The sequence below is a fragment of the Roseovarius sp. THAF27 genome (genome assembly GCF_009363655.1).
In the GTDB taxonomy this organism is placed as follows: domain Bacteria; phylum Pseudomonadota; class Alphaproteobacteria; order Rhodobacterales; family Rhodobacteraceae; genus Roseovarius.
Map to the genome: position 1 here is coordinate 1,832,430 of NZ_CP045393.1, position 26,893 is coordinate 1,859,322.

Here is a 26,893-nt window from a genome sequence, read left to right on the forward strand (position 1 = left end):
CGAAAAACGCCGGGGCAGGACCCCGGCGTTTTTATTTGATGCACATGGTGCGAAGCGCGCCTCTTGCCCACGCCGTCCCGGGCCTGACCCGGGACCTCATCGGTCAGAGCTCCCGACTCAAGTCCGGGATGCCACTCGCCCCCCACGCGCCGTCATCCTCGGGCTCGACCCGAGGATCTCCACGCGAAGAGATCCCGGATCAGGTCCGGGATGAGTGCCGGGTCAACCCGGCACTCACTCCTCCGCCTCGTCCACCGGCACGTACAAATCCCCGCCTTCGCGGAACTTCGCGGCCATCTTCTCCATCCCTTCCTTCTGCGCCTCGGCGCGGATGTCATGGCTGATCCGCATCGAGCAGAATTTCGGCCCGCACATCGAGCAGAAATGCGCAACCTTGTGCGCCTCCTTGGGCAGGGTCTGGTCGTGGAACTCGCGCGCCGTCTCGGGGTCCAGCGACAGGTTGAACTGGTCCTCCCAGCGGAACTCGAACCGGGCCCGTGACAGCGCATCGTCGCGCCGCTGCGCCCCCGGCAGGCCCTTGGCAAGGTCCGCCGCATGGGCCGCGATCTTGTAGGTGATCACACCCGTCTTCACATCGTCCCGGTCGGGCAGGCCCAGATGCTCTTTCGGCGTCACGTAGCACAGCATCGCGCAGCCGAACCAGCCGATCATCGCCGCCCCGATCCCGCTGGTGATATGGTCGTACCCTGGCGCGATATCCGTGGTCAGCGGTCCCAGCGTATAGAACGGCGCCTCGTGACAGCATTCCAGCTGCTTGTCCATGTTCTCCTTGATCTTGTGCATGGCCACATGGCCCGGCCCCTCGATCATCACCTGGCAATCCTTGGCCCAGGCGATCTGTGTCAGCTCCCCCAGTGTCTCCAGCTCGGCGAACTGCGCCTCGTCATTGGCATCCGCGATGGACCCGGGCCGCAGCCCGTCGCCAAGGCTGAACGACACGTCATAGGCCCGGCAAATGTCGCAGATTTCCTCGAAATGCTCATACAGGAACGACTCGCGGTGATGGTGCAGGCACCACTTGGCCATGATCGACCCGCCGCGCGACACGATGCCCGTCACCCGGTCCACCGTCATCGGCACCATGTGCAGCCGCACGCCCGCATGGATGGTGAAATAATCCACCCCCTGTTCCGCCTGTTCGATCAGCGTGTCGCGGAACACCTCCCAGGTCAGGTCCTCGGCAATGCCGTTCACCTTTTCCAGGGCCTGGTAGATCGGCACGGTCCCGATCGGCACCGGGGAGTTGCGGATGATCCATTCGCGCGTGTTGTGGATGTTGCGCCCCGTAGAGAGGTCCATCACCGTATCGGCACCCCAACGGATCGCCCAGACAAGTTTATCGACTTCCTCCTCCATCGAGGATGTCACGGCGGAGGTGCCCATGTTGGCATTGATCTTCACCAGGAAATTGCGCCCGATGATCATCGGCTCGCTCTCGGGGTGGTTGATATTGGCCGGAATGATCGCCCGGCCCGCCGCAACCTCGTCACGCACGAATTCGGGCGTCACGTAATCGGGGATATTGGCCCCCCAGTCATTGCCGTCGCGGGCTTCGGCCACGACCTCGCGCATCTGGTTCTCGCGGATCGCGATGAATTCCATCTCCGGCGTCACGATGCCCGCACGGGCATAGGCCAGCTGAGTGACTGGTTTGCCGTCCTTGGCCCGCATCGGAGCGGCGATTTTGGGAAATTCCGGCGTCAGGCGGTCGCCTTCGACGAAACCGTTATCCTCGGGCTTCACATGACGGCCCTCGTACTCTTCGACATCGCCACGCGCCTCGATCCAGTCGCGGCGCAGGCGGGGCAGGCCCTCGCGGATATCGGTCAGCACGTTCGGATCGGTATAAGGCCCTGAACTGTCATAGACGGGCAGGGGGTCTTCGCCGGACGTGGGATGCACGGAGATCTCGCGCATCGGCACGCGGATATCGGGGTGTTGCGTGCCTTTCACGTAGATCTTGCGCGACGCGGGCAACTCGCCCGTGGTGATCTTGGGATTGGGTACGTTCATTTTGGCGCTCCTCAAGCGGTTACTCGAAAAGACACCAGATGAGTCGTGGCTTGGGGGAAACGCGGGGACGATGCGCCCCGTCTTCGGACGACAACCCGGGCGGGCCGGGGATGCGATCCTAGCTTCCTACGCCAGTGTCAACTGGGTCAGGTTCAAAGGGTCGCGTCACCGGGCATATGCCCTCGTCAGCCTCTCAGTCCCCTGGGCGGGACCCCCCTGCGTAAGCGGGAGGCTAGCGAAGCGTCGCCGTGATTTCAACGGATATTCGGAAAAAGCTGCGGCGGGTTTCGGATCAGACCGGCACGTCGTCGTAATTGCGCCGGGTCGTGGGGGTGGTGTCCTTGATATCGACCCGCAACGCCACGCCCATCATCTCCATCATCCGTCGCGTCTCTTCGGTGTAGTCCGTGAACGCCTTCTTCATGAAATCGCTCTGCACCTGCATCAGCTCCTGCGGCGTCCTGCAGGCCAGCATCGCGCGCTGCGCCTCCAGGTCCTTCTCCAGCCGCTCGGTCACAAAGCGCATGCTCTCCTGCATCATGTCGAACCACGCCGTCGTGGCCACGGGGCTGAACGCGGCCATCGCCGCGACCATGCCGGCATGGGCCGGGTCGGTCGCGTCCGGGGTTTCGGTGGTCTTTTTCGTCGATTTCGCCATTTGCGCCACTCCTTCCGAGCTTCGGCAAAGGCCGCGGTGGCGCGGTCTTTGCGGGAATGTCGTCCGATCTGGCACACCACACCGAAACATGCGCCTCGCGCCATTCGGAACTGTAACAATTATATGACGTAGCCGGCCCGAGGTACAGCGCAACCGGGCCGCTGGGGGCCGCGCCGTTGTCGCACCCCCCGTGCGGCTCAGCCCTTGCGCACCCGGTAAAGCGTGGCCGTCCCGTCTTCGACCGTCTCGATCAGCTCATGCCCCGCCTCGGCGCAGAAATGCGGCACGTCGATCACCGCCGCCGGATCATCCGCCCGCAGCACGATCACGTCGCCGGTGCCCAGCGGCTTCATCCGCTTGCGCAGCTTCAGCACGGGCAGGGGGCACAAGAGCCCCACGGCGTCGATGATCTCAGGTTCGCTCATGGCTCGGGAGGTAATCCAACCGTTACAGCCTGTCCACCGAGATGTGACCGCCCCGTGACGCCGCGTCGCGTGACGCCCCCTTCGTTTTGCAATACACGGGGGTCCATGTTCGGAATCGATCTCATAGACGCCACCCTGATCCCCGCCATGGCCATCGCGCTGGTGGCCGGCGTCTTCTCGTTTCTCAGCCCCTGCGTGCTGCCCATCGTTCCGCCTTACCTCGCCTACATGAGCGGCGTCACCGTCACCGACCTGCAAACCGCGCAAACGTCCCGCAACAAGGCGATCCTGCCCGCACTCTTCTTCGTGCTGGGCCTGTCGACCGTGTTTCTTCTGCTGGGCTTCGCCGCCTCGGCCATGGGCCGTGAGCTGCTGCAATACCAGGACTGGTTCAACACCGCCGCGGGCCTCATCGTGATGATCTTCGGCCTGCATTTCCTGGGCATCTTCCGCATCGGCATCATGGACCGCGAGGCCCGGCTCGACGTGGGCGACAAGGGCGGCACCAGTTTCGGCGCCTATATCCTCGGCCTCGCCTTCGCCTTCGGCTGGACCCCCTGCATCGGACCGCAGCTCGGCGCGATCCTGTCGCTCGCCGCCTCCGAGGCCTCGGTCACGCGCGGCACGCTGCTGCTCGCGGTCTATGCCGCGGGCCTGGGCATCCCGTTCCTGCTCGTGGCCGCCTTCCTGCCGCGCCTTTCCGGGCTCATGGCCTGGATGAAACGCCACATGGACCAGATCGAGCGTATCATGGGGCTCCTGCTCTGGACCATCGGCCTGCTGATGCTGACCGGCGGGTTCGCCGCCTTCTCCTACTGGCTGCTCGAGATGTTCCCGGCGCTGGCCATGATGGGCTAGGGGCCTCTGTCCGCCCCCGTTCCGGGCCCGACCCGGGACCTCGCCCAGCCGCGCCTCGGCAAGAGATCCCCGATCGGGTCCCGGATCCTCTGTCGCACAACAGCCTTACTCTTGCCCAAGACTTCGATTAACCTCTCCCCAAAGAAGAGGCCAAGACAGGTCTGGCATGAGCAGCCCCACCCAAGCCCCCGTCACCCGCCGCCGGGTGTTCTATATCCCGGGATACGATCCCATCCACCCGCGCCGCTACCGCGAGCTCTACCGCAAGGAGGGCGCGGAACAGGCGGGCCTCTCGGGCTATGACCTCACCCTTTCCGCCCGCAAATCCGAAGGCCGCTATGGCTGGCAGGTCGATGCGCAGATCGACGGGCACGACATCCATACCGAGTTCGACGTGCTGGTGTGGTCCGACATCGTCCGCGACAGCATGGAACGCGGCATCGCCGGCACCTACCTGCAACTCATCCGCACCGCCTGGACCTATATCGCCTCGGGCGCGCTCTTCCGCCTGATGCGCCTGCGCAAGGGGCCGGTCATCGCCGCGCTCTACCCGGTGGGGTTCCTGATCGTGCAGCTTATGATCGCCCTCGCGCTGGCCTACGCCCTGGGCCGCCTGCTGGCGCTCCTGCACCCCTACGCGGCCTGGGCGGGCCTCGCGGTGGTCCCGCCCGTGCTCCACTGGTTCAAGGCCCGCGACAACAAGCTCTTCGCCTACTACCTCATGCACGACTACGCCTATTCGGCCCAATCCAAGGGCGCCAACCCGCCCGAGCTGGAGGCGCGGATGGCCCAGTTCACCGACGAGATCGCCGCGGCGCTCACCACGGACGTGGACGAGGTGCTGGTGGTCGGCCATTCCTCCGGCGCGCATCTGGGTGTCTCCATCCTCGCCGACCTGATCCGCCAGGGCCGCGTACCGCACAACGGCCCGATACTCTCTTTCCTCACGCTGGGGCAGGTCGTCCCCATGGTCTCTTTCCTCAAAAACGCCCACCGCCTGCGCGCCGACCTGCATTACCTTTCGATCCGCGATGAACTCACCTGGGTCGACGTCACCGCCCCCGGCGACGGCTGCGCCTTCGCGCTCTGCGATCCCGTCGGCGTCTCGGGCGTCGCCCCCGAAAACCAGCGCTGGCCGCTGATCCTGTCGGCCGCCTTCACTCAAACACTCAGCCCCGAGCGCTGGAAAGCCCTGCGCTGGCGCTTCTTCCGCCTGCATTTCCAGTATCTCTGCGCCTTCGACCGCCCCGGCGACTACGACTATTTCCAGATCACCGCCGGCCCGCAGACCTTGGGCCACCGCTACGCCGACCGCGCCCCGTCGCCCAGCCGCATCACCCGCGCCACCTCCCGTTTCACGAGCATGGCGGCATGACGCAGCCCCCCAAGCCCCCGGCGCGCGAGGGCCGCGTTTCACTCTGGCGCTACATGCGGCTTTTCCGTCAGGACATCCTCTCGGCCCAGCCCGCACGGCTCTACCGCGCGTGGATGGCCGAATTCCGCACGCCGTTCTTCCGCTCCTACCTCTGCAACCAGCCAGAGCTTGTTGACCTCGTGCTGAAAAACCGCCCCGACGACTTCCCCAAGTCCGACCGCGTGCGTGAGGGCCTCACGCCGCTTCTCGGCAATTCCGTCTTCGTCACGAACGGTGAGACATGGAAACGCCAGCGCCGTATCATCGACCCGGCCTTCGAGGGCGGGCGCCTGCGCGATACCTTCCCAGCCATGCTCGCCGCGGGGCAGGGCGCCGTGGCCCGTCTGGCCGGGCACGCCACCGGCCAGCCCGTCGAGATTGAGGCCGAGACCAGCCACGTCGCCGCCGACGTGATCTTCCGCACGCTCTTCTCGATCCCGATCGAGGACGAGATTGCCACCCGCGTCTTCAACGAGTTCCGCGAGCACCAGCGCACCCAGCCCATGCTGAACCTTGCCGCCTTCCTGCCGCTGCCGCGCTGGTTCCCCCGCTTTCACCGAGCCAAAACCAAGGCCACCGCCCGCACCATCCGCGACCTTATCACCCGCCTGACGACCCGCCGAATGGATGAGATCGCTGCGGGCACCGCGCCCGACGATCTGGCCACCAAGATCATGACCACCACGGACTCCGAAACCGGCGACCGCTTCGACACGCCCGAGATGGTCGACCAGGTGGCGATCTTCTTTCTTGCGGGGCACGAAACCTCCGCTTCGGCCCTCGCCTGGGCGCTCTACCTGCTGGCCATGCATCCCGACTGGCAGGACCGTCTGGCGGCCGAGGCGCAAGGCGTGCTGACGGAGGGCACCATGGGTTTTTCGGACATGGGCAAACTGCGCGTCTCGCGCGATGTCTTTCGCGAAACCCTGCGCCTTTACCCGCCCGTGCCGATGATGGTGCGCGAGGCCGCCTGTCCTGAAACCTTCCGCGACCGCGCGGTTCCGAAAGGCAGCCAGATCGTCCTCAGCCCGTGGCACCAGCACCGCCACGAGCGCCTCTGGGAGCGCCCGGACGATTTCGACCCGGCCCGCTTTGCCACCGAGAACGGCAAGACCTGTTTGCGCAATGCCTACATGCCGTTCTCCGCCGGCCAGCGGGTCTGCACCGGGGCCGGATTCGCGATGATCGAGGGGCCGCTCCTGTTGTCCATGCTGGTCGCCGCGTACCGCTTCGATCTGGTGTCCGAGCGCCCCGCCATACCGGTGGCGCACCTGACCGTGCGCGGCAAGGACGGCATCTGGCTCAAGGTCACGCCGCGCGACTAAAGCGATTCAATGTGTCCCGGAAACACTTTGGGCCGGGGCAAATCTTTTGAGAAAAGATTTGCCAAAAGCTTTCTCAAAGCTTTTGGCTTCAGCACCAAACCGACACACGCTCGTTATTGCAAAAGATTTCGACCTGTCCCGCGTTCTCGACCGCATGATAGCCCCGTCGCGTTATCTCGCGCCGGAACCGCTCACGCCCCACGATCCGCTCGATGTCCCTCACGCTGCGTCGGACAACGCCGCCAGCCCGCGCCGCTTTCGCGTCGAAGATCTTCCGCATCCAAAGGTCCGCGGGCAACAAAAGACGAAGCTCTGACATGGCCCCAAGTTGACGCAATCAGGATTAAGAACGGGTAAAGCCCGTGCGGTGTGTTAATCGGGCCGTCGAATGACAACGGCACCGCCGCATTACCACTCGGATACCGACGCGATACCGACGTGGGTTTCGGCGTTACCGGATCCGTTAACCTTTTTCCCGGTAATGCCGCAGAACGTAGAGCCGGATCGCCGACGCCAGCCCCATCTCCACGCCCCGCGCCGCGTCGATCCGGGCGGCCAGCAGGTTTACCGGCACATCTTCTTCGCCGGCTATCTCCTTGAAAGCCTTCCAGAAATCATCTTCCAGGGACACGCTTGTCCGGTGCCCGCGCAGGGTCAGAGACCGTTTGACCGGCCGGCTCACTCGTCGTCCAGGCGATGCTGCCGCAGCGCTTCCCGCGCCTTTTTCGCTCTTGCCTCGTCAACCTCTCGATCAACCTTGGTTCGACCGAATTTCACTGCGTTTTCATCAGCTTGTGCCCGCTTTTTCACGCGATTCTTCGCCTTCCGAACGCGGTTGAGATTGACGAACTCGCTCATGCGTCTTTCGGGCCGATCATGTCTTCGGGCCGCACCACTTCGTCAAAGGTCTTTTCGTCCACGAACCCCAGCGAAATTGCCTCTTCTTTCAAAGTGGTACCGTTCTTGTGCGCTGTCTTGGCGACCTTGGTGGCATTGTCATAGCCGATGGTCGGCGCCAGCGCCGTCACCAGCATCAGGCTTTCCTTCATCAGCTTCTCGATCCGGGGCTCGTTGGCCTCGATTCCCAGCAGCATCCGCTCGGTGAAGCTGTCCGCCGCGTCACCCAAAAGCTGTATGGATTGCAACAGGTTATACGACATCATCGGGTTGTAGACATTGAGCTCGAAATGCCCCTGGCTGCCTGCGAACTTGATCGCCGAATCGTTGCCCATCACGTGCGCCGCGACCTGGGTCAGTGCCTCGGCCTGCGTCGGGTTCACCTTGCCCGGCATGATCGACGATCCGGGCTCGTTCTCCGGCAGGATCAACTCGCCCAGGCCAGAGCGCGGGCCACTTCCCAAGAACCTGATATCATTGGCAATCTTGTAGCAACTGCCTGCCACGGTCGCGATTGCGCCGGACAGGAAAACCATCGCGTCATGGGCCGCCAGCGCCTCGAACTTGTTGGGCGCGGTGACGAAGGGGAGGCCGGTGATCTCGGCCATGTTCGCCGCCACCGTTTCGCCCCAGCCCTTGCGGGTGTTGAGGCCCGTGCCCACGGCCGTGCCTCCCTGGGCCAGCTCGTAAATGCCCGGAAGGCCGGTCTCGACCCGAGCGATTCCCTGGCGGACCTGGTGGGCGTAGCCCGAGAATTCCTGGCCCAGAGTCAACGGCGTCGCATCCTGCGTATGGGTGCGGCCGATCTTGATGATATCCTTGAATTCGCTGGACTTTTCCTCCAACCCTGCGGCGAGTTTCTCCAGCCCCGGCAGCAGGACATCACGCACCGACATGGCCGTGGCAATATGCATCGCGGTCGGAAAGGTGTCGTTCGAGGATTGCCCCATGTTGCAGTGATCGTTGGGGTGAACGGGGTCCTTGCTGCCGATGGTTCCGCCGAGGATCTCGATCGCGCGGTTGGCGATGACCTCGTTGGCGTTCATGTTCGATTGCGTGCCCGAACCCGTCTGCCAGACCACCAAGGGGAAATGGTCGTCCAGCTTGCCCTCGACGACTTCACCCGCCGCTTCGATGATTGCGTCCGCCAGCTTGGCGTCCAGAACGCCCGCCTCCTTGTTGGCCATGGCGCAAGCCTTCTTGATCACGCCGAGCGCGCGCACGATCGCAACCGGCTGTTTTTCCCAGCCGATGGGAAAATTCATCAACGAGCGCTGCGTCTGTGCCCCCCAGTATTTTTCCGCAGGAACCTCCAGCGGGCCGAAACTGTCGGATTCTGTACGGGTAGAGGTCATGTCGGCGTCTCCTGGAACTGCTTTTGGGCTTCATACCGGACCAAGCGGAAAGATCAACGCCGTGTCTTATGAATTACCCTGTCGGCACGTCACTTGCGGAAGCTGTCGAGACTCACGACCTCGGCGTCCCGAGGCTTGGCGACGTCATCTTCGTCGACCTCGACACTATCGGCTTCGTCCGGTTCGCCGGCACTGTCGTCGTTGTCCTCATCTTCTTCGTCGTCTTCCTGAGACTCGAACCGAAGCCCGAATTCGACCGACGGATCCACAAAGGTCTGGATCGCGTCATAGGGGATATACAACGTCTCGGGGCTGTCGCCGAAATTGAGTGTGACGGTGAACCCTTCGTCGGTGACGTCCAGATCGTCGAACCAGTGCTGCATCACCACGGTCATCTCGCTGGGATAGCGTTCGCGGAGCCAGTCGGCGAGTTCCGCGTCGGGATGGGTCGTCTCGAAGGTGATGAAGAAATGATGCGCGCCGGGCAGTCCATTGTCCCGCACGCTGCACAGCACCTCCTGGATCAGGCCGCGCATGGCGCGATGCATCAGTTTTCCATAATCAATCGAATGCGGCATCTTGGTCCCCGAACCTCTTGCACCTCACAATAAGGGATTCGAAGCAAAACAAAAGAGGCCGCGCATCTCAGATCAACAGATCCACGCCCCATGCGAGTAAGGCCATGATCAGCAGGCCGGCAACCATCGGCACACGCATCACCAGATAGAGAAACGACGCAAGTGCGACCAGAAGCGCATTCTGAGGCGAAAGGTTTTCGAGCAGCAGGACGGGGCCATATCCGCCCTGTGCTGTCTCTGTGAAGAGTACGTGCAGTGTGAACCAGACAGCAAGGTTGAGGATCACGCCCGCGACACTGGCGGATATCGCATCGAATGCGCCCTTCAGGCGGGGGCGGGACAACAACGACTCGACATAGGGAGCGGCGGCAAAAATCCAGAGAAAACATGGGACGAACGTGACCCAAAGCGTCACGAGCGCGGCCACTGTGGCCAGTCCGGGGCCAACTTGCAGGAAGCCCGCCATGAAACCAGCGAATTGCGTCACGAGGATGAGCGGCCCCGGCGTGGTTTCCGCAAGCCCGAGCGCGTCGATCATCTGGTCCGTGCTGAGCCAGCCGTAGGATTGCACGATTTCTTGCGTCATGTAGGCCAGCACGGCATAAGCCCCGCCGAAGGTCACCACGGCGAGCTTGGAGAAGAACAGACCTATCTGCAAAAGCAGAGAGGCGTTCACGACCCACAGAATCATGAGGGGCGCGGCCCAGACCGCCCCCCACAGCAGAACCGTGCGCAGGGTATTGCCCGGGTACACCGGCGTCGACGCCTTGGCTTCGGGCGGGTTTGCGGACGCGAAAACGAGGCCGACGGTGGCCGCGAGCGCGATGATGGCGGGAAAGGGGACCGACAGGAAAAAAATTCCGACGAATGCGGCGAGCGCGAGCGCATAGGCGAGCCCGCCTTTCAATGCCCGGCGCGACAGCTTATACAGGGCCTGAAAGACGATGACGACCACGGCGGCCTTGATGCCGGCGAACAAGACCTGCACCAGGGGCAACTGGCCGAAATAGGCGTAGCCGAACGCCAGCGCGAAGATGACCGCGGCACCCGGAAGCACGAACAACAGTCCCGCCAGCAGCCCGCCCGGAACGCCGCGCAGCTTCCAGCCCGCGTAGGTGGCCAGTTGCATCGCCTCGGGCCCGGGCAGAAGCATGCAGAAGGACAACGCTTGCAGAAATTGCGTCTCGGTCAGCCATTTGTGGCGGTCCACCAGTTCTGTCTGCATAAGGGAAATCTGCGCGGCAGGCCCGCCAAAGGACAATATCCCGATCCGCCCGAACACGCGGAACATCTTGCTAAGCGATACCGTCATCGCGCATCTCGCGTCACTGGCCAGTCATGGCCTTCGTCATACCCGTCGCGGACCCATCGGTACAGTGCATCGTGGATGGGAATTCCGGATATCAACTGCACATGGTCGTTTCGAAGCTGTCGTGACAGGCCGACCGAAACGCGATTGCGCAAGGTTCAGTGCATGCGACTTTGGGTCAAAGCCTCACGGGGTCGTCGCAGATGTGCCCCACAACCTGATGTGGCGAATTGGAAAGTCGGGCAATGCCTGTCGGAACATGATGCGACGTCGGCGCGTTAATAAGGATTGATGGGGCTTATTTCATGACACTGAACACTTCTGCCGAGTACCGCGACGCATACGGCGCACGAGGCAGATTTGTCGGCGCAGTTGCGCACGCATGGATGTGTGCCAGACGAGGACGGCAGTTTCTTTTCCACCGTGCAGCGCCTCGTCATCAAGACCCGTGCGGTCTTTGATGACATCGACGAAGATGTGCTCAATTCGGTGATAAAAGGCGAGGAACGGATCATGCAGCTTTACCACGAGGCGATGGCCGCAGCGCGCGATGAAGAGGATCTGTCGCTTCTCAGCCGCCAGCGGGGGCAGGTCGCACGGCTGGTGCAGGATGCGAGACACCTCGCCGACTGACGCGCGCTGACGCGACATCAAGGGGCTTCCCAAAGCTTTGTGAAATTAGGTGAAGTGCAGGCTTCTGTTGCCAGGTGCCTGCGAACCCCGCCTGACCTTGCTAGAGGCCAGGACTTAATTTTCGGTTACTCCGACTGCTTACGCAGCCATTGCGACCGGAGCACGATTGTCGTTGGCAATTATGCTTAGCGAACCGATAACGGTGGTATCTCACCGGGACAAAGCAAACCCCTTTAGACGTTCGTCGATCCTGTTTCGGCCCCGTATCCCTCCAACGACGGGTGATTGGTGGAGCCGCCGGGTACCGCCCCCGGGTCCGATCCGCTTATTACGAGCGCGTTTATGTCCATAGTCCCGAAGGACACCTTCAACATAGTTACGTCATGGGATTTTGCAACGGGATGCAGGACCATGAATGCCGAAAATTCGGGCGAATCCGTTGCCGATGCGCCTGGATAAATTGCATGGCACCCGTTCAGTGCGCCCTTAGACAAGCACGCAAATCCCCTTTGCCGTGCATGTGTCATGTCGCATGCGCCAGGAAATAGGCCGCATTTCATTGAAGTTCGGTCGTCAAACGGGTTAGTCTTGCCCAGACAGGGCAGTCCGTGGGTTCGCCATGGATCCCTGGGGACCTGCGCACGCAGCCGAAAAGAGCCGCGACAAACGGTGCGCAACAGGAGGGACACACATGTTCAAAAAGATCATGGCTCCGGTCGATTTGGCACATATGGATCGTCTCGAGAAGGCGCTCAAATGTACCGCAGACCTGGCCAAGCACTACGATGCCGAAGTGATTTTTGTCGGCGTCACAAGTTCTACCCCGAGTTCCATGGCCCACACGCCTGCCGAGTACGCGGAAAAGCTCGACGCGTTCGCGAAAGATCAGGGATCGGCCAACGGCTTCACCGCGTCAGGCGACGCGCTGGTCAGCCACGATCCGAGTTCCGACGTGGACGACATCCTGCTGAAGGCGGTCAAGGACACCGGCGCTGATCTGGTCGTGATGGCCAGTCATGTGCCGAACATCATGGATTACGTTTGGCCGTCCAACGGCGGAAAGATCGCGGAACACGCCGAATGCTCGGTCATGGTTGTCCGCACCTGATCGCGTCTAGCGCTGCCCAAATCAAGTTTTACACAGAGGAGGTCGTGCATGGCCGACGAAACGACAACCCAGGGGATCCCGGAGCCGGAAGGCACCACGAACCTCATACAGACCGACTACAAGATCGGTCAGGACAATATCGAAACCAAGATCGGGCCGTTCGGCCTTGATATCCACAATCCGGTCTTTCTGATTTCGGGTCTCGCCATCGTCGCGTTCGTTTTTTACGCGCTGGCCCTGCCTGAGCAGGCCTCGGGCCTGTTTGACTGGCTCTTCAGCGCCGTCACCAAGGGCTTTGACTGGTTCTTCCTTGGCGCTGCCAACATCTTCGTGATTTTCTGCCTTTTCCTGATCGTGACGCCCTATGGCTCGGTCCGACTCGGCGGGACGGATGCGACGCCGGACTATTCCTACTTGGGCTGGTTCGCGATGCTGTTCGCTGCTGGCATGGGCATTGGTCTGCTGTTCTTTGGTGTGTCCGAACCGATGAGCCATTTCTCCAGTTCGCTGGGTGGAACATCGATGGAAGAGGGCGTGCGGACGGACTGGGCGCCGCTTGGAGCCGCGGGCGGTGACGAGGCGGCGGCACAACGTCTGGGCATGGCCGCGACCATCTTTCACTGGGGCCTGCATCCCTGGGCGATCTATGCGGTCGTCGCACTGGCACTGGCACTTTTCTCTTATAACAAAGGTTTGCCGCTGACGCTGCGTTCGGCCTTCTATCCGATCTTCGGCGATCGTGTCTGGGGCTGGACCGGCCATATCATCGACACGCTGGCGGTTTTCGCCACGCTTTTCGGCCTCGCCACTTCGCTGGGTTTCGGTGCGGAACAAACGGCGTCGGGTCTGACCTATCTCTTCGGCAGCGGTGACGCGGCTGAAGGCACGCGGTCGTTCCTGGGCATCGCCTATGGCAATAACGAGGAAAGCGGTGTCGAGAACAACCCGCTTCTGCTGGTGATCCTGATCTCGGCCATTACCGCGGTTGCCCTGGTCTCGGTCGTCCGGGGTCTGGATGGCGGCGTGAAGGTCCTGTCGGAGATCAACATGGGCCTTGCAGCGTTGTTGCTGTTGTTCGTGTTCTTCGTGGGCGGGCCGATCTTCCTGATCACGCTGTTTTTCGACAGCATCTGGGCCTACCTGCAGAACCTCGTTGCCCTGTCCAATCCGCTTGGCCGTGAAGACCTGAACTTCAGCCAGGGCTGGACCTCGTTCTATTGGGCGTGGTGGATCAGCTGGTCGCCCTTTGTCGGCATGTTCATCGCTCGCGTCAGCCGCGGTCGTACGGTGCGCGAATTCGTGACGTGTGTCCTGATCATCCCGACGCTTGTCTGCGTGCTCTGGATGACCGTCTTCGGCGGCACCGCGCTCAACCAGGTGGTCAGTGACGGATACACCGGCGCACAAGATGCGGCTCTGGAACTGAAGCTGTTCTACATGCTGGACCAGTTGCCGCTAGCGACGATCACATCGGTAATCGGCATCGTGCTGGTGATCGTGTTCTTCGTCACCTCGTCGGACTCGGGCAGCCTTGTGATCGACACGATCACGGCCGGCGGCAAGGTCGATGCTCCGGTGGCGCAGCGCGTGTTCTGGTGCATCTTCGAGGGCGCCGTGGCCGTCGTGCTGTTGATCGGCGGGGGGCTTTCCTCGCTGCAATCGGCGGTAATTTCGACAGGCTTGCCGTTCACCTTGGTACTGCTGGTCATGTGCTACGCAATCTGGCGCGGTCTGGCGTCCGAGAAACGCGCCTGACGCAGCCAGCGACAACGCTGGCACCACAATAACTTTGAAGCCCCCCGAGTTCTTGCACCTCGGGGGGCTTTGCTGTTTGGTCAGCCCGAACAATCGGGGAGGGATGGATGACGAAAGCTTTGGAAATTGATTTCGTGCGGGCGCAGTTCCCAGCCTTCGCCGAACCCGGCCTTAACGGACAGGCCTTTTTCGAGAATGCGGGCGGATCCTACACCTGTGCGCCGGTGATAGAGCGGCTGACGCGGTTCTACCATCAGCGCAAGGTTCAACCTTATGGCCCTTTTGAGGCCAGTCGTCTTGGCGGCGAGGAGATGGACGAGGCGCGAACACGGTTGGCCGCGATGCTTGGCGTCGCAACCGACGAGCTGAGCTTTGGGCCTTCCACGACGCAAAACACATATGTCCTGGCGCAGGCCTTCCGTGACTGGATGAACCCTGGCGACGCAATCATCGTGACGGATCAGGATCACGAAGCGAATTCCGGCCCATGGAGACGCCTGGGCGATGCGGGTATCGAGATTCGCGAATGGAGGATCGACAGCGAAACGGGTCTCTTGCGGCTGGACGATCTGGAGGCTTTGCTGGACGAAAGGGTCAGGCTGGTCTGTTTTCCGCATTGTTCGAATATCGTCGGGGCGGTGAACCCGGTGGTCGAGATCACGGCCGCGGCCCATGCCGCCGGCGCCTTCGTTTGCGTGGACGGCGTCTCTTACGCGCCGCACGGCTTCGTCAACGTGGGCGATTTGGGTGCCGATATCTACCTATTCTCGGCCTACAAGACATACGGGCCGCATCAGGGGATCATGACGATCCGACGCGAGCTTGGCGAGATGCTGCCCAACCAGGCACATTGGTTCAATGCCGACAGCCTGTACAAGCGGTTCACGCCGGCGGGGCCCGACCACGCGCAGGTGGCGGCCTGCGCCGGAATGGCAGATTACTACGACACACTGGCGGAACATCATGGCTGCACCGGGGACGCGGCAGAGCGCAGCGCCGGTGTGCACGATCTCATGCGGGCGCATGAGACAGCGTTGCTTCAACCCTTGTTGGATTATCTGGCGGACAGGAATACGCTACGCCTGATCGGGCCGAGTGACGCCGCTTTGAAAGCGCCCACAGTGGCGGTCGAATTGCCCGGCTCAGGGCGCGAGATGGCCGAAAAACTGGCGGCTCATGGCCTCATGGCCGGTGGTGGAGACTTCTACGGGGCGCGGCCGTTGCAATCCATGGGGATTGATCTGGACAAGGGCGTTCTGAGGCTTAGCTTCGTACATTACACAAACAAGGCCGAAGTGGACAAACTGTTGACTGCTTTGGAAACTTGTCTTTGATCCACGGGGAAATGCAGGCCGTATAGCCCCTGACTGACGCGGGGGGACGACGAGCTTGGCAGATACAAAACCAACACTTCTTTGGTTGCGCCGCGATCTGCGGCTGTCGGATCATCCGGCGCTGACCGCCGCGGTCGACCGTGGCGGTCCCGTGGTTCCGGTGTTTGTTCGCGACAAGCTGGTGGATGACCTTGGGGCGGCGTCGAAATGGCGCTTGGGTCTGTCTCTGGCGGACCTCGACAAACGGCTGCGCGACAAGGGCAGCCGCATCGTGTTCCGCGCAGGCAAGGCTGTCGATGTTCTGGAGGACCTGGCGAAAGAGACCGGGGCAGGGGCGGTCTACTGGTCGCGGGCCTATGACCCGGACGCGATCGAACGGGACACCGAGGTGAAATCGTCCCTCAAGGACGCAGGCATCGAGGCCGAAAGTCATACCGGCCACCTGTTGTTCGAGCCCTGGACCGTCGAGACGAAGGCCGGCGGTTTCTACAAGGTCTACACGCCGATGTGGCGGGCCGTTCGCGACCGCGACGTGGATGCGCCGTTGTCTACCCCCTCGAAAATTCCCGCGCCTTCAAGCTGGCCGAAATCCGACGATCTGGACGGCTGGAACCTGGGCGCCGCAATGGACCGGGGCGCCGAGGTCTGCCGGCCGCACCAGCGCGTGGGTGAAGAGGCGGCGCATGGCCGGCTGGGGTGGTTTACCGGCCAGGCGATCTCCGATTACGGAAAACAGCGCGACTTTCCGGCGGAAGACGGCACCTCGGGGCTGTCGGAAAACCTGACCTACGGCGAGATTTCCCCGGCACAATGCTGGCATGCCGGGCAGCGTGCGTTGCAGAACGGCGGCGGCAAGGGCGCCGAGACCTGGCTTCAGGAACTGGTCTGGCGCGAATTCGCGTATCACCTGCTCTATCACACACCCCGGATAAAAGACCGCAACTGGCGTGAGGAATGGGACGCGTTTCCGTGGAACGACGATGAACGCCGCGCGGAGGTCAAGGCGTGGAAGCAGGGCCGTACCGGCGAACCCTTCGTCGATGCCGCCATGCGCGAGATGTACGTCACGGGCAAAATGCACAACCGGGCCCGGATGATCGTTGCCAGTTACCTGACCAAGCACCTGATGACGCATTGGAAAGTGGGCCGGGCATGGTTTGACGACTGCCTGACGGACTGGGATGTGGCGTCGAACGCGATGGGCTGGCAATGGGCGGCGGGCAGCGGACCGGACGCGACGCCTTATTTCCGCGTCTTCAACCCCGAAACCCAGCTGGACAAGTTCGATCCGGACGGGGCGTACCGCCGTCGCTGGATCGCAGAGGGGCGAAGCCGCCCGACGAAAACCGCCCTCAGCTATTTCGATGCGATCCCGCGTAGTTGGACGATGCGGCCAGACGACACCTATCCCGAGCGCATCATCAGCCTTTCAGAAGGCCGTGAGCGTGCGCTGAGAGCCTATGAAGAGAGACCGTTTTGAATTCCCCGAGACCATCTGCCGGCGCCGCGCCGCCGATTGCAACCGCGAAGGCGGCGCGTGAGACGATCCTGACCGACACGGCCGGCCAGACCGCGCTGCCACGGTATTTCACCAAGATGTTCGAGGTTGCCGGAACACTTCAGCACGGACGACTTGATATCGGCCTCGAGGATGGCCGCGTTTTTCGTGTCGAGGGCCAGGCGCCGGGCCCCGTGGCACGGATCGACGTTCACAATCACGACCTCTTTGCCCGTATGCTGCGCGAGGGATACCTGGGTTTTTGCGATGCCTACCTGGACGGGTGGTGGACCACGCCGGACCTTCAGGCCTTCATGGACCTCGTCAACAGCGACAACGACGACATGTACAATGGTTATCCCGGCCAGAAAATCGTCGAACTCTATGAAAAGCTCCGCTTCTGGTTTCAGCGGAATACCAGGAAACAGGCTCGGCGCAACATCAGCTATCATTACGACTTGGGCAATGATTTCTACCGTCTGTGGCTGGACGAGACGATGACGTATTCCAGTGCCATCTTCGAAACCGGGCAGGAAAGCCTGGAGGCTGCGCAGACCGCGAAATATGCCTCGATGGTCGACCAGATGGGCGCGAAGCCGGGTGATCACGTGCTCGAAATCGGCTGTGGCTGGGGCGGGTTTGCCGAGTATGCCGCCGGGACGAGGGGGCTGCGGGTCACCTGCCTGACGATCAGCGAAGAGCAGTTCAAGTACGCGCAGGACCGAATCGCGACTGCCGGATTGTCCGACCTCGTGACCTTCAAGTTGCAGGATTACCGCGATGAGACAGGCCATTACGACGGCATCGCCAGCATCGAGATGTTCGAGGCTGTCGGCGAACAATATTGGCCGGTCTATTTCGACGCGGTGCGCGAGCGTCTGAAACCCGGAGGTCAAGCGACGCTGCAGATAATCACCGTGGGGGACGATCGCTTCGAATCCTACCGAAACGATGTCGACTTCATCCAGAAGTACATCTTTCCGGGCGGCATGTTACCCAGCCCCGGCGCGCTAAAAGCCCAGGTGGAACGGGCCGGTCTGCTGTTCCGGCAGTCGGTCGAGTTCGGCGAAAGCTACAGCCAGACTCTGCGTCGCTGGCACGACACCTTCAACGAGAAATGGGACCAGATCGCCAGGATGGGCTTCGATACCCGCTTCAGGCGGATGTGGAATTTTTATCTCACCTCTTGTGCGGCGGCGTTTCATACGGGTAACTGCGATGTAACACAGATTACAATCGCAAGGCCCTGCAAGGAATGCCCGTAACCGACAGTATGCCCACCACCGGAAGAGGCGTCGCTGCGATATTGATGGCGATCCTGGCCTGGTACGCGTCCGAAATGTTCCGGCCGCTTATGCCGGAGGGCACCGGCTTTGGCTGGTTCAACGAGGTCAATGTCGTGCTTGGGCTTCTTTCGGGGTGGATCGTGATCGGATCGCGTTTGAACTATGGCTACAGCAACGCCATCGGTGCGGGGCTGACAGGCGTGGGCGCTCTGGTATTCTGGGCGCTCTTCCTGCAGAGCTTCAACGAGATGCTGCGGCTGGCGCTGGAAAAGCGCTATGACGGTCCCGTCGAAGGGATCATCGCCATTTTCGAGATCGGAATAGATTACCTTTTCACGATGTGGCACATACCGCTGATCGTGCTGCTCGTGGTGGGCGGCATCGTGATCGGTCTGGTCTCGGAATGGGTTGCGCGACGCTGGCGCTGACCGGATGACGCGGGTGGTTCTTGACGGTCCGGCGTGGACCGACGCTTTGATCTGGCGCGTCGCTGGCACCACCGTGGTGCCCGACGAGACAGTGCGAATGCTGGAGGGGGTGGCGGCAGATCGTGCGATCTTTTTCGCCGAAGTCGCCGGCCTTTCACGCAAAGAGAGGTCTGACGACACCGTGCTTCGGGCGGATGAAGCCCTTTCCGCAAGGGTACTGGAATGCGCCGCGGACGAGATCATGGGATATTTCGGGCGACGATCCCTGCAAGAGTTGGCACCTCTTCGTCAGATGATCTTGGCGCGCGCCGCAACGCAAGCCGCCGCCGAACGGATGCCGGCACCGGCGGACCTTCGAAGTGCGACGCGTGGCGCCGAGGTCGAGATAGTCTCCCACGACACACCGCATGAAGGGTTCTACCTGACCCGCAGCTATCGCCTGCGTCACCCGCAGTTCGATGGCGGGATGAGCAATACCGTAAGCCGAGAGGTCTTTGTCGCCAGCGACGCGGCCGTCGTGCTGCCCTACGATCCTCGCCGCGACAGAATTCTGCTTGTCGAGCAGTTCCGCATGGGTCCGTTTGACCGTGGTGATCCGCTGCCCTGGGTGCTTGAGCCGGTCGCGGGCCGTGTCGATGCCGGCGAAACACCCGAACAGGCGGCGCGGCGCGAATGCCGCGAGGAGGCCGATCTGGAATTGACCCAGCTGTTGCATGTCAGCTCCCATTATTGCTCACCCGGATGCTCGACCGAGCTGTTTCACTGCTATGTCGGGCTGTGCGAATTGCCGGAAACAGGAGAGACACATGGAGGGCTGGAGGCCGAGCATGAGGACCTGCGCCGCCACGTCATCGGCTTTGACGCAGCCATGGCGATGACGCGCACGGGCGAAGTGAATATAGGCCCGCTCTTTGCATTGTTGCTCTGGCTCGAACGGGAACGCACGCGCCTGCGCGCATCTGCTTGAGTTCACGGCGGTTCCGCCTTAATCAGACTTGGAATACCCGATTTAAGGAGCCTCAGCGATGCGGATCGCCAAGGATCTGGCCGACGCGGTCGGAAACACCCCCCTCATCAAGTTGCGCAAGGCCAGCGAAGTAACCGGCTGCGACATCTATGGCAAAGCCGAGTTCCTGAATCCCGGCCAGTCGGTCAAGGATCGGGCCGCATTGTCGATCATCACGGATGCTGTCGCTCGCGGTGATCTTAAACCGGGCGGGACGATCGTCGAAGGAACGGCCGGTAACACCGGCATAGGGCTGGCGCTGGTCGGCGCGTCCATGGGTTTCAAGACCGTGATCGTGATCCCGGAAACGCAAAGCCAGGAAAAGAAGGACATGCTGACGCTTGCAGGCGCAGAGCTTGTTCAGGTTCCGGCCGCGCCCTATTCGAACCCCAACAATTTCGTGCGCTACTCCGAGCGGCTGGCGCAGAAGTTGTCCGAGACCGCCGAGAAGGGCGTGATCTGGGCAAACCAGTTCGACAACACCGCCAACCGTCAGGCCCATGTCGAAACCACCGGCCCCGAGATTTGGGACCAGACGAACGGCAAGGTCGACGGCTTCATCTGTGCTTGCGGGTCGGGCGGCACACTGGCGGGCGTTTCGATGGCGCTTCAGTCCAAGGGCGTCAAGATGGGTATCGCCGACCCGATGGGAGCAAAGCTCTATTCGTGGTACACGACCGGAGAACTGGAAGCCGAGGGCAGTTCCATCGCCGAAGGCATCGGTCAGGCGCGGATTACCGCCAACCTCGAAGGCTTTACGCCTGATTTCGCCTACCAAATACCGGACGAAGAGGCTTTGCCGATTGTCTTCGACCTGCTTGAACATGAGGGGCTGTGCATGGGGGCCTCTACCGGGGTGAACGTGGCAGGAGCAATGCGCATGGCCCGCGACATGGGGCCGGGGCACACGATCGTCACGATTCTGTGCGATTACGGCACGCGCTACCAGTCCAAGCTCTTCAACCCGGAATTCCTGCGCGAGAAAAACCTGCCGACACCCGGCTGGCTGACCGAGGCGCCGCGCAGCATTCCCGGGGTCTTTGTCGAATGACCCACCTCGTGCGCTGCCTGATTGCCGTAGCGCTGTTGATGTCCGGGCTTGCCGCCCCGGTTACCGTGTCACTTGTCGCGACTGCGCCGCCTGCCATGGCACAGTCGCAGGGGTCATCCACCGAGATTGACTACGAGGCATGGGACCGGGTGGCATCCCGCGCCGACGAGGCGATCGAGGCCGGTCGTGCCTCGACCAATGCGCTGGAGACCCTGCGCAGCGAGCTGGCGAATTGGCGACAGCGGTTCCTGGACGAGCAGGACACCAATCGAAACGCGATACAGACAGTGACGCGGCAACTCGAAGCCCTGGGTCCGCCACCCGAGGACGGCGAGTCGGAAGTTGCGGAAATCGCCTCGGCGCGCAAGCTTCTCAACGATCGCATGGCGCGGTTGCGTGAACCTGTACGCTTGGCCGAACTGGCTCATACCCGCGCCGACGGATTGATCCAAGGGATCGACGCGATCATCCGGGAGCGTCAGAGAGACGAGATTATGCAATTCGGGCCGTCTCCGCTGAACCCGGTCCATTGGCCGGAAGGGCTGGCCGCGCTCGGCAGTACCTTCGCAGCCCTCAGATCCGAAGCCGACGCAGCCTGGCGCAATCCGATCCAGCGCGATGAAACCAGGAAGGATATTCCGGTCATCCTCGTCCTGTCGGCGATCGGCCTCGTGCTGGTCGGCAGGGGACGAAAATGGACACACGCCCTGACGCGCAAGATACTCGGAGAAGACCCGGGCGCGGCGCGCTGGATCATCGGTTTCATAGTCTCGATGGGTAGCCTGTTCCTGCCCTTTTTCGGGGTCTATTTCCTGATCGAAGCGCTTTCAAGCAGTGGCTTTGTGGGATTGCGCGGCGGACGGATTCTGGACGTGTTCGGGCCGCTGGTCTTCGCATTCCTTCTGGCGCGTTGGCTTGCCTCGCGCGTTTTCCCGGCAAAGGAAGCGCGCACGTTACCTCTGAACCTGTCGCCGCAAAGCCGCCGCAAGGGTCGGTTCTACGGGATGCTTCTCGGCGGATTGGCCGCGGGAAGCTTCTTTCTGCAACAGGTCGGCGAGATCGCGCAATGGAGCAGGCCTGCCTCGGTCGTGATCCTGTACCCGTTGATGGTCTTGTGCTGCCTCCTCGTGTTCCGGATTGCGAATCTGTTGCGCGAACATGTGAAGGCCGATGCCGAGGATGACGGTGAGGAAACCTACCGCTCGCGCATGACTGGCATCCTGGCCTTTCTCATGACCGCACTGGCCATCATTGTGCCGGTGCTCGGCGCGGTGGGCTATTTCCGGCTGGCGCAGGCCCTGCTGTATCCTTCGCTGGGTTCGATTGAGCTTCTGGCGATGCTGCTTGTGTTGCAGCGTGTCGTGGTCGAGGTCTACGTCCTTATCACCAAGAACCGTGCCGGTGCGGCCGAATCTTTGATCCCGATCCTGGCCGGGGTGGTTCTGGTTGTTCTCTCATTGCCGATTTTCGCGCTTTTGTGGGGCGCTCGGGTTGCAGACCTGACGGAACTTTACAGCCGGGCCGCCGAAGGTTTTTTTATCGGTGAGACGCGGATATCGCCCACGATATTTCTTACATTCGCGTTCATTTTCGTACTGGGCTACTTCGCCACGCGTCTTTTACAGGGGGCGCTGAAGAATACCATCCTGCCCAAGACCAGGATCGACACCGGCGGCCGCCATGCCATCCTCTCCGGTGTGGGGTATGTCGGGATATTCCTTGCAGCCGTGATCGCCATTACCAGCGCGGGCATCGACCTAACCGCCCTCGGCTATGTCGCCGGGGCATTGTCCGTCGGTATCGGGTTCGGTCTGCAGAACGTCGTGTCCAATTTCGTCAGCGGTATCATTCTGCTGGTGGAGCGTCCCATTTCCGAAGGCGACTGGATCGAGGTCGGCGGCATTCACGGCAACGTCAAGGATATCTCTGTGCGCTCGACGATCATCCAGACCTTTGACCGCTCGGACGTGATTGTCCCGAATGCCGATCTGGTGTCGGGCCGCGTGACGAACTATACCCGCGGCAACACCGTCGGGCGTCTTATCGTGCCGGTCGGCGTGGCCTATGGAACAGACACCGAGAGGGTCGACAGGATCCTGCAGGAAATCGCGGAGGCGCACCCGCTGGTGTTGTTGAACCCGCCGCCCTTTGTGGTGTTCCGCGGTTTCGGTGCCGACTCACTGGATTTCGAGATCCGGGCGATCCTGCGTGACGTCAACTATATCCTGACCGTGCATTCGGAGATGAACCATCAGATTGCACACCGTTTCGCGGAAGCCGGAATAGAAATACCGTTCGCCCAGCGCGACATCTGGATCCGCAATGCCGAGGTCCTGAACGGCGGGACCCGCGAAGACGGGGTGGCTGCGCAAGCCACCAAGCCGTCCAGCCCCAACGTTCCGACTGCCCCACGCCAAAAGGACGAGCCACCGGACATGGACGGCGACGCCGATGGCGGCGGCGGAGCGGGAGACGGCCGTTGATCGGCTTTGCAGGATGGCCGTGCTCCGAGGGTGCGGTCACGCGCAAGAAAGCGCTTGAACTGGACTTGTCGCTGACGATAAAGAGGCCAGACCGGAGAGGTGGCCGAGTGGTCGAAGGCGCACGCCTGGAACGCGTGTAGGCGGGAAACCGTCTCCAGGGTTCGAATCCCTGTCTCTCCGCCACTTGCCCTCGCGAAAGCGTTCTCCCCTTCCGGTTGCGGACTGATTTTTCCGTTGTTTTCGAGAGTTATGCGGGAGAGGCTGAGCACTGGCCCCGGCGCGAGGAGGCCCGGAAGCGGTCTCTCAGGGCCGATAGTCTCTGGACCTGATGACTGCGCCGATTTGGTGAATAGCCTTTCAAGGGGCTGATAATAAATACCATTCCAAACGCGCTACCTGTTGCCTTCGATTTCGGTCGCGATTGACTAATAGCGACTAACGTCAAACCGTATCGGCCTTTGGTTTGATCCGGAACTTCTGACCTGCTCCCCCGAAATGTCCTCGATTTAAGGTTAGCCTGTTCTCCAACGAAGGAGACAGATGATGAAGAGAAGCCGTTTCAGCGAAGAGCAGATCATAGGCATCCTGAAGGAGCACCAGGCTGGTTTCGGTGCGAAGGAGCTGTGTCGCAAGCACGGGATCAGCGACGCCACGTTCTACAAGTGGCGGTCGAGGTATGGCGGCATGGAGGTGTCTGACGCCCGGCGTCTGAAGGCATTGGAGGCTGAGAACGCGAAGCTGAAGAAGATGCTGGCGGAGCAGATGCTCGACGTTGCCACCCTGAAAGAGATGCTCGGAAAAAACTTCTGAAGCCCGGTTCGAGGAGGAATGCCGTGGGCTGGGCTATGAAGACCAAGGGCTACAATCAGCGACGCGCCTGTGCGCTGGCCGGGATCGAACCGCGTGTGTATCGGCGCAAGACGAAGCGACCGCAGGACACAGAGCTGCGCGCTCGGATGAAGGAACTGGCTTCTGAACGGCGGCGGTTCGGGTATCGTCGGCTGCATATTCTGCTAAGGCGCGAAGGCTGGGAGCTCAATTGGAAGAAGCTCTATCGTGTCTACCGCGAAGAAGGGTTAACCGTTCGTAAACGGGGCGGTCGCAAGCGTGCGGTGGGCACTAGAACGCCGATGGCGATACCGCAGGGACCGAACCAGCGGTGGTCACTCGACTTCATGTCCGACGCGCTTGAGGACGGTCGCAGGTTCCGGGTGCTGAACGTCATTGACGACTTCACCCGGGAATGCCTGGCAGCTGTCGTCGACACATCAATCGGCGGTGCACGTGTCGCCCGCGAGCTGGACCGTATCGCAGAACTGCGCGGCTACCCTTGCATGGTGGTCAGCGACAACGGCACCGAGCTGACCTCGAATGCGATGCTGAAATGGCAGGAGAACCGCAAGGTCGACTGGCATTACATTGCTCCCGGCAAGCCGATGCAGAATGGCTTGGTCGAGAGCTTCAACGGCCGGATGCGCGAGGAATGCCTTAACGAGCATCTGTTCCCGTCTCTGCGCCATGCCTGCCGCATGATTGCGGCATGGCGCGAAGACTACAATCAACACCGCCCGCATTCGAGCCTCGACGGGCTCACGCCGCGGGAGTATCACCAACGGTCAGAAGAGGACCAAACCCTGAACAGAGCTAACTGATAAATGTGGACTCCAAGGGGAGCAGGTCACCATTTCTCGATGATTAAAGTTTCCATTTATCAGCAGGCTATTAATCCCGTTCTGCGACATTAGCTTTGCAGCCAGATTGAAATCGCTCAACTTACTGATAGCCTGCTCAATTTGCGAAATTGCAGAAGACAACACTTCATCAGATTCATCTTGTTCGCGAAACGCTTCTCTGATTGTAGACCAGCCATGCAGTTCTATCATGCTCAGCTCAGCTTAGGCGCTGCCCTCAATTCATTTTCCCAATACTAGTCATTTTTCGGCGCAGAAGGAACGTCAGCTTTGTCCGCACAGCTGACGTTGGTCCGAAAGCTGGCACATACTCGCTCCCGCTACATTACTACCGGTCATAAGGTCCGCTAGATACTGCCTCGCGGCCCATAAAACCTTCCGCTTACTGCGAAAGCAAAGTACGATGATTGCGACCTCACACCATCCGTGACAAACTGGACGAACGTCATAGACCGGTGCCGCTCCCACAGCTAGTTTGAATATCTAGATGGACCGAGGCTCAATCCTGCATTAGGCATCAAGAACGGCCACTCGGTGTCTTAGTCCCGGAGGGCCTCCTTAGTAGGGAAAACGCATCAAGTGATGAGCAGACGGATACAAATAACAAGACGCAACTTTGGGCTTGGGGCGATTGCTTTGGGCGTATCCGCCTGTGGCAGTTCAGGGCCAGGCACGGTCAGATCCACCATTCCGAGTGGTCTTCCGGCCGATCTCAGGCCCGTACCAAATGTAACTTACGATGCTTGGGTTGCTTCCTTCCGCGAGCGCGCAGCGACGAAAGGCATTTCACAAAGCACTCTCGCCTCGGCTTTCCGTGATACCGGCTATCTACCGGGGGTTGTTACGCGGGACCGTAATCAGACCGAGTTCAAACGCAGCCTGGAGGACTACCTCGCGATTGCCGCCTCGGAGGAGCGGGTCCAAAAGGGACGGGCCGCCTTTGCTCGCCATCGCGGAACGCTAATGGCGCTTGAAGATCGCTATGGTGTGGATGCCTATATCATCGCCGCTATCTGGGGCTTGGAAAGCTTCTACGGTGAAAGGCGGGGGGAGGTGCCTGTGATATCGGCCACTTCGACCTTGGCATTTGATGGTCGACGCGGGCAGTTCTTCGAACAGCAGCTGATCGCGGCACTGCGCATTGTTCAGAATGGCGATACTCCGGCCAGCCGGATGACGGGTAGCTGGGCAGGGGCGATGGGCCACACCCAGTTCATCCCAACATCTTACCTGCAATTTGCTGTTGATTACACTGGCGATGGACGGCGCGACATCTGGTCTGATGACCCCAGCGATGCTTTGGCCTCTGCGGCCGCTTATCTGCAACGCAATGGTTGGCAGCGCGGTGTTCGCTGGGGGTCTGAGACAAGCAATGGGTCACTTCAGCCACAGCCCGGCGGCCCACGCTTCGCCACCACGCGCAATTTCAGTGTGATCAAGCGCTATAACAACTCGGACGCCTATGCGATCGGCGTCGGGCATTTGTCCGACCGTATTCGCGGCGGTGGTCCTTTGCGGACGGCGTTCCCACCCGATGCCAACGGCCTAACCAAGGCTGATCGAGTGCGCCTGCAGAAGCGTCTGACTGCGCGTGGTTTCGATACCCAGGGCGCGGATGGTGTGATTGGTCGCGACACGGAGGCTGCAATCCGCGCCTACCAAGAAAGCCGCGGCCTACCTGTGACAGGCACTCCATCGCAAGGGTTGCTTCAAAGCCTGTAGCAGTGCGGCTCTCTCCGGCATGTTGCGGCACTCAGGCAGACCTTT

General features: G+C 61.5%; 25 protein-coding genes, 1 tRNA gene, 1 other RNA gene and 1 riboswitch. Of the genes, 17 read left to right on the forward strand and 10 right to left on the reverse strand.

The features are described 5' to 3' along the window. Positions 1-234: 234 nt before the first annotated feature. From thiC to FIU89_RS09090, 3 genes are all read right to left on the reverse strand, one after another. Positions 235-2,034 (reverse strand): phosphomethylpyrimidine synthase ThiC, encoded by a 1,800-nt coding sequence (gene thiC, locus FIU89_RS09080; protein WP_152492299.1) that lies wholly within the window; start codon positions 2,032-2,034, stop codon positions 235-237. Between the two features lie 106 nt (positions 2,035-2,140). Then, positions 2,141-2,262, reverse strand: a riboswitch (TPP riboswitch). 64 nt (positions 2,263-2,326) lie between these two features. Further along, positions 2,327-2,692, reverse strand: coding sequence for a phasin family protein (locus FIU89_RS09085; protein ID WP_172978067.1), 366 nt, complete (start codon positions 2,690-2,692; stop codon positions 2,327-2,329). 197 nt (positions 2,693-2,889) lie between these two features. Continuing rightward, the gene (locus FIU89_RS09090) at positions 2,890-3,117 is read right to left on the reverse strand and encodes a sulfurtransferase TusA family protein (protein WP_152492301.1); all 228 of its coding nucleotides are present in this window, start codon (positions 3,115-3,117) and stop codon (positions 2,890-2,892) included. Between the two features lie 105 nt (positions 3,118-3,222). On the opposite strand from FIU89_RS09090, the gene FIU89_RS09095 reads away from it, so the two are divergent. The 4 genes from FIU89_RS09095 to FIU89_RS22920 all read left to right on the forward strand — a co-directional run bounded on the left by FIU89_RS09095 (position 3,223) and on the right by FIU89_RS22920 (position 7,030). Then, the gene (locus FIU89_RS09095) at positions 3,223-3,975 is read left to right on the forward strand and encodes a cytochrome c biogenesis CcdA family protein (RefSeq protein ID WP_152492302.1); all 753 of its coding nucleotides are present in this window, start codon (positions 3,223-3,225) and stop codon (positions 3,973-3,975) included. A gap of 166 nt (positions 3,976-4,141) precedes the next feature. Continuing rightward, the gene (locus FIU89_RS09100; protein WP_152492303.1) at positions 4,142-5,350 is read left to right on the forward strand and encodes a hypothetical protein; all 1,209 of its coding nucleotides are present in this window, start codon (positions 4,142-4,144) and stop codon (positions 5,348-5,350) included. Beyond that, positions 5,347-6,714, forward strand: coding sequence for a cytochrome P450 (locus FIU89_RS09105; protein ID WP_152492304.1), 1,368 nt, complete (start codon positions 5,347-5,349; stop codon positions 6,712-6,714). The genes FIU89_RS09100 and FIU89_RS09105 overlap by 4 nt, the downstream gene beginning before the upstream one ends. Positions 6,715-6,760: 46 nt before the next feature. After that, positions 6,761-7,030, forward strand: coding sequence for a hypothetical protein (locus FIU89_RS22920; protein ID WP_172978068.1), 270 nt, complete (start codon positions 6,761-6,763; stop codon positions 7,028-7,030). A 147-nt stretch (positions 7,031-7,177) separates the two neighbouring features. Here FIU89_RS22920 and FIU89_RS09115 read toward each other — a convergent pair whose 3' ends face one another. The 5 genes from FIU89_RS09115 to chrA form a co-directional block, all read right to left on the reverse strand. After that, a complete protein-coding gene (locus tag FIU89_RS09115) occupies positions 7,178-7,396 on the reverse strand; it encodes a ribbon-helix-helix domain-containing protein (protein ID WP_152492306.1) in 219 nt (72 codons plus the stop codon). Beyond that, positions 7,393-7,572: a DUF4169 family protein gene (locus tag FIU89_RS09120; protein WP_152492307.1), complete on the reverse strand. Its 180-nt coding sequence runs from the start codon at positions 7,570-7,572 to the stop codon at positions 7,393-7,395. The genes FIU89_RS09115 and FIU89_RS09120 overlap by 4 nt, the downstream gene beginning before the upstream one ends. Next, positions 7,569-8,966: a class II fumarate hydratase gene (gene fumC / locus FIU89_RS09125; RefSeq protein WP_152492308.1), complete on the reverse strand. Its 1,398-nt coding sequence runs from the start codon at positions 8,964-8,966 to the stop codon at positions 7,569-7,571. Before fumC ends, FIU89_RS09120 begins: the two co-directional genes overlap by 4 nt. A gap of 89 nt (positions 8,967-9,055) precedes the next feature. Beyond that, positions 9,056-9,544: an SspB family protein gene (locus tag FIU89_RS09130; RefSeq protein WP_152492309.1), complete on the reverse strand. Its 489-nt coding sequence runs from the start codon at positions 9,542-9,544 to the stop codon at positions 9,056-9,058. Between the two features lie 67 nt (positions 9,545-9,611). After that, entirely contained in the window at positions 9,612-10,856 is a 1,245-nt protein-coding gene (gene chrA, locus FIU89_RS09135) for a chromate efflux transporter (RefSeq protein ID WP_152492310.1), read from the reverse strand. A gap of 387 nt (positions 10,857-11,243) precedes the next feature. On the opposite strand from chrA, the gene FIU89_RS09140 reads away from it, so the two are divergent. After that, positions 11,244-11,486, forward strand: coding sequence for a DUF2383 domain-containing protein (locus FIU89_RS09140; RefSeq protein ID WP_254701838.1), 243 nt, complete (start codon positions 11,244-11,246; stop codon positions 11,484-11,486). A gap of 53 nt (positions 11,487-11,539) precedes the next feature. Here FIU89_RS09140 and ssrA read toward each other — a convergent pair. Further along, positions 11,540-11,888, reverse strand: a transfer-messenger RNA (tmRNA) gene (gene ssrA, locus FIU89_RS09145). 289 nt (positions 11,889-12,177) lie between these two features. Here ssrA and FIU89_RS09150 point away from each other — a divergent pair. The 11 genes from FIU89_RS09150 to FIU89_RS09200 all read left to right on the forward strand — a co-directional run bounded on the left by FIU89_RS09150 (position 12,178) and on the right by FIU89_RS09200 (position 25,087). Next, complete coding sequence (locus tag FIU89_RS09150; protein ID WP_152492312.1) at positions 12,178-12,594, forward strand: universal stress protein; 417 nt, start codon at positions 12,178-12,180, stop codon at positions 12,592-12,594. 48 nt (positions 12,595-12,642) lie between these two features. Next, entirely contained in the window at positions 12,643-14,349 is a 1,707-nt protein-coding gene (locus FIU89_RS09155; RefSeq protein ID WP_152492313.1) for a BCCT family transporter, read from the forward strand. A 107-nt stretch (positions 14,350-14,456) separates the two neighbouring features. Continuing rightward, complete coding sequence (locus FIU89_RS09160; RefSeq protein WP_152492314.1) at positions 14,457-15,683, forward strand: aminotransferase class V-fold PLP-dependent enzyme; 1,227 nt, start codon at positions 14,457-14,459, stop codon at positions 15,681-15,683. Between the two features lie 55 nt (positions 15,684-15,738). Further along, positions 15,739-17,163 carry a deoxyribodipyrimidine photo-lyase gene (locus tag FIU89_RS09165; protein WP_152492315.1) on the forward strand — a complete coding sequence of 475 codons (1,425 nt, stop codon included), beginning with the start codon at positions 15,739-15,741 and terminating at the stop codon, positions 17,161-17,163. 116 nt (positions 17,164-17,279) lie between these two features. Further along, positions 17,280-18,446 carry a cyclopropane-fatty-acyl-phospholipid synthase family protein gene (locus tag FIU89_RS09170; RefSeq protein WP_152494458.1) on the forward strand — a complete coding sequence of 389 codons (1,167 nt, stop codon included), beginning with the start codon at positions 17,280-17,282 and terminating at the stop codon, positions 18,444-18,446. 44 nt (positions 18,447-18,490) lie between these two features. After that, positions 18,491-18,895, forward strand: coding sequence for a TrgA family protein (locus tag FIU89_RS09175; protein WP_254701839.1), 405 nt, complete (start codon positions 18,491-18,493; stop codon positions 18,893-18,895). A gap of 4 nt (positions 18,896-18,899) precedes the next feature. Beyond that, positions 18,900-19,862, forward strand: coding sequence for an NUDIX domain-containing protein (locus FIU89_RS09180; protein WP_152492316.1), 963 nt, complete (start codon positions 18,900-18,902; stop codon positions 19,860-19,862). A gap of 58 nt (positions 19,863-19,920) precedes the next feature. Next, the gene (locus FIU89_RS09185; protein ID WP_152492317.1) at positions 19,921-20,952 is read left to right on the forward strand and encodes a cysteine synthase A; all 1,032 of its coding nucleotides are present in this window, start codon (positions 19,921-19,923) and stop codon (positions 20,950-20,952) included. 38 nt (positions 20,953-20,990) lie between these two features. Then, the gene (locus FIU89_RS09190; protein ID WP_254701867.1) at positions 20,991-23,435 is read left to right on the forward strand and encodes a DUF3772 domain-containing protein; all 2,445 of its coding nucleotides are present in this window, start codon (positions 20,991-20,993) and stop codon (positions 23,433-23,435) included. Positions 23,436-23,528: 93 nt separating this feature from the next. Beyond that, positions 23,529-23,618 (forward strand) — tRNA-Ser (locus FIU89_RS09195). Between the two features lie 360 nt (positions 23,619-23,978). After that, positions 23,979-25,087, forward strand: a protein-coding gene (locus FIU89_RS09200) for an IS3 family transposase (RefSeq protein ID WP_152492318.1) whose coding sequence is annotated in 2 segments (ribosomal slippage) — positions 23,979-24,234 and positions 24,234-25,087 — 1,110 coding nt in all. Because the reading frame shifts where the segments join, the coding sequence is not laid out codon by codon here. On the opposite strand, the gene FIU89_RS09205 is transcribed toward FIU89_RS09200, so the two are convergent. Continuing rightward, positions 25,052-25,318: an Imm7 family immunity protein gene (locus tag FIU89_RS09205; protein ID WP_152492319.1), complete on the reverse strand. Its 267-nt coding sequence runs from the start codon at positions 25,316-25,318 to the stop codon at positions 25,052-25,054. The two genes, FIU89_RS09200 and FIU89_RS09205, sit on opposite strands and share 36 nt — an antisense overlap. A gap of 390 nt (positions 25,319-25,708) precedes the next feature. Here FIU89_RS09205 and FIU89_RS09210 point away from each other — a divergent pair, with 390 nt between their 5' ends. Continuing rightward, positions 25,709-26,848, forward strand: a complete 1,140-nt coding sequence (locus tag FIU89_RS09210; RefSeq protein ID WP_152492320.1) for a lytic murein transglycosylase — start codon at positions 25,709-25,711, stop codon at positions 26,846-26,848. Positions 26,849-26,893: the final 45 nt, after the last annotated feature.

Excerpts from the sequence above, each read along its gene's own strand:
- FIU89_RS09105 (WP_152492304.1), top strand. The coding sequence starts at position 5,347 with ATGACGCAGCCCCCCAAGCCCCCGGCGCGCGAGGGCCGCGTTTCACTC.
- FIU89_RS09130 (WP_152492309.1), bottom strand. The coding sequence starts at position 9,544 with ATGCCGCATTCGATTGATTATGGAAAACTGATGCATCGCGCCATGCGC.
- FIU89_RS09210 (WP_152492320.1), top strand. The coding sequence starts at position 25,709 with ATGAGCAGACGGATACAAATAACAAGACGCAACTTTGGGCTTGGGGCG.
- FIU89_RS09150 (WP_152492312.1), top strand. The coding sequence starts at position 12,178 with ATGTTCAAAAAGATCATGGCTCCGGTCGATTTGGCACATATGGATCGT.
- fumC (WP_152492308.1), bottom strand. The coding sequence starts at position 8,966 with ATGACCTCTACCCGTACAGAATCCGACAGTTTCGGCCCGCTGGAGGTT.
- FIU89_RS09120 (WP_152492307.1), bottom strand. The coding sequence starts at position 7,572 with ATGAGCGAGTTCGTCAATCTCAACCGCGTTCGGAAGGCGAAGAATCGC.
- FIU89_RS09185 (WP_152492317.1), top strand. The coding sequence starts at position 19,921 with ATGCGGATCGCCAAGGATCTGGCCGACGCGGTCGGAAACACCCCCCTC.
- chrA (WP_152492310.1), bottom strand. The coding sequence starts at position 10,856 with ATGACGGTATCGCTTAGCAAGATGTTCCGCGTGTTCGGGCGGATCGGG.
- FIU89_RS09180 (WP_152492316.1), top strand. The coding sequence starts at position 18,900 with ATGACGCGGGTGGTTCTTGACGGTCCGGCGTGGACCGACGCTTTGATC.
- FIU89_RS09090 (WP_152492301.1), bottom strand. The coding sequence starts at position 3,117 with ATGAGCGAACCTGAGATCATCGACGCCGTGGGGCTCTTGTGCCCCCTG.
- FIU89_RS09100 (WP_152492303.1), top strand. The coding sequence starts at position 4,142 with ATGAGCAGCCCCACCCAAGCCCCCGTCACCCGCCGCCGGGTGTTCTAT.
- FIU89_RS09170 (WP_152494458.1), top strand. The coding sequence starts at position 17,280 with ATGTTCGAGGTTGCCGGAACACTTCAGCACGGACGACTTGATATCGGC.
- FIU89_RS09160 (WP_152492314.1), top strand. The coding sequence starts at position 14,457 with ATGACGAAAGCTTTGGAAATTGATTTCGTGCGGGCGCAGTTCCCAGCC.
- FIU89_RS09095 (WP_152492302.1), top strand. The coding sequence starts at position 3,223 with ATGTTCGGAATCGATCTCATAGACGCCACCCTGATCCCCGCCATGGCC.
- FIU89_RS09155 (WP_152492313.1), top strand. The coding sequence starts at position 12,643 with ATGGCCGACGAAACGACAACCCAGGGGATCCCGGAGCCGGAAGGCACC.
- thiC (WP_152492299.1), bottom strand. The coding sequence starts at position 2,034 with ATGAACGTACCCAATCCCAAGATCACCACGGGCGAGTTGCCCGCGTCG.
- FIU89_RS09205 (WP_152492319.1), bottom strand. The coding sequence starts at position 25,318 with ATGATAGAACTGCATGGCTGGTCTACAATCAGAGAAGCGTTTCGCGAA.
- FIU89_RS09175 (WP_254701839.1), top strand. The coding sequence starts at position 18,491 with ATGGCGATCCTGGCCTGGTACGCGTCCGAAATGTTCCGGCCGCTTATG.
- FIU89_RS09085 (WP_172978067.1), bottom strand. The coding sequence starts at position 2,692 with ATGGCGAAATCGACGAAAAAGACCACCGAAACCCCGGACGCGACCGAC.
- FIU89_RS09190 (WP_254701867.1), top strand. The coding sequence starts at position 20,991 with ATGTCCGGGCTTGCCGCCCCGGTTACCGTGTCACTTGTCGCGACTGCG.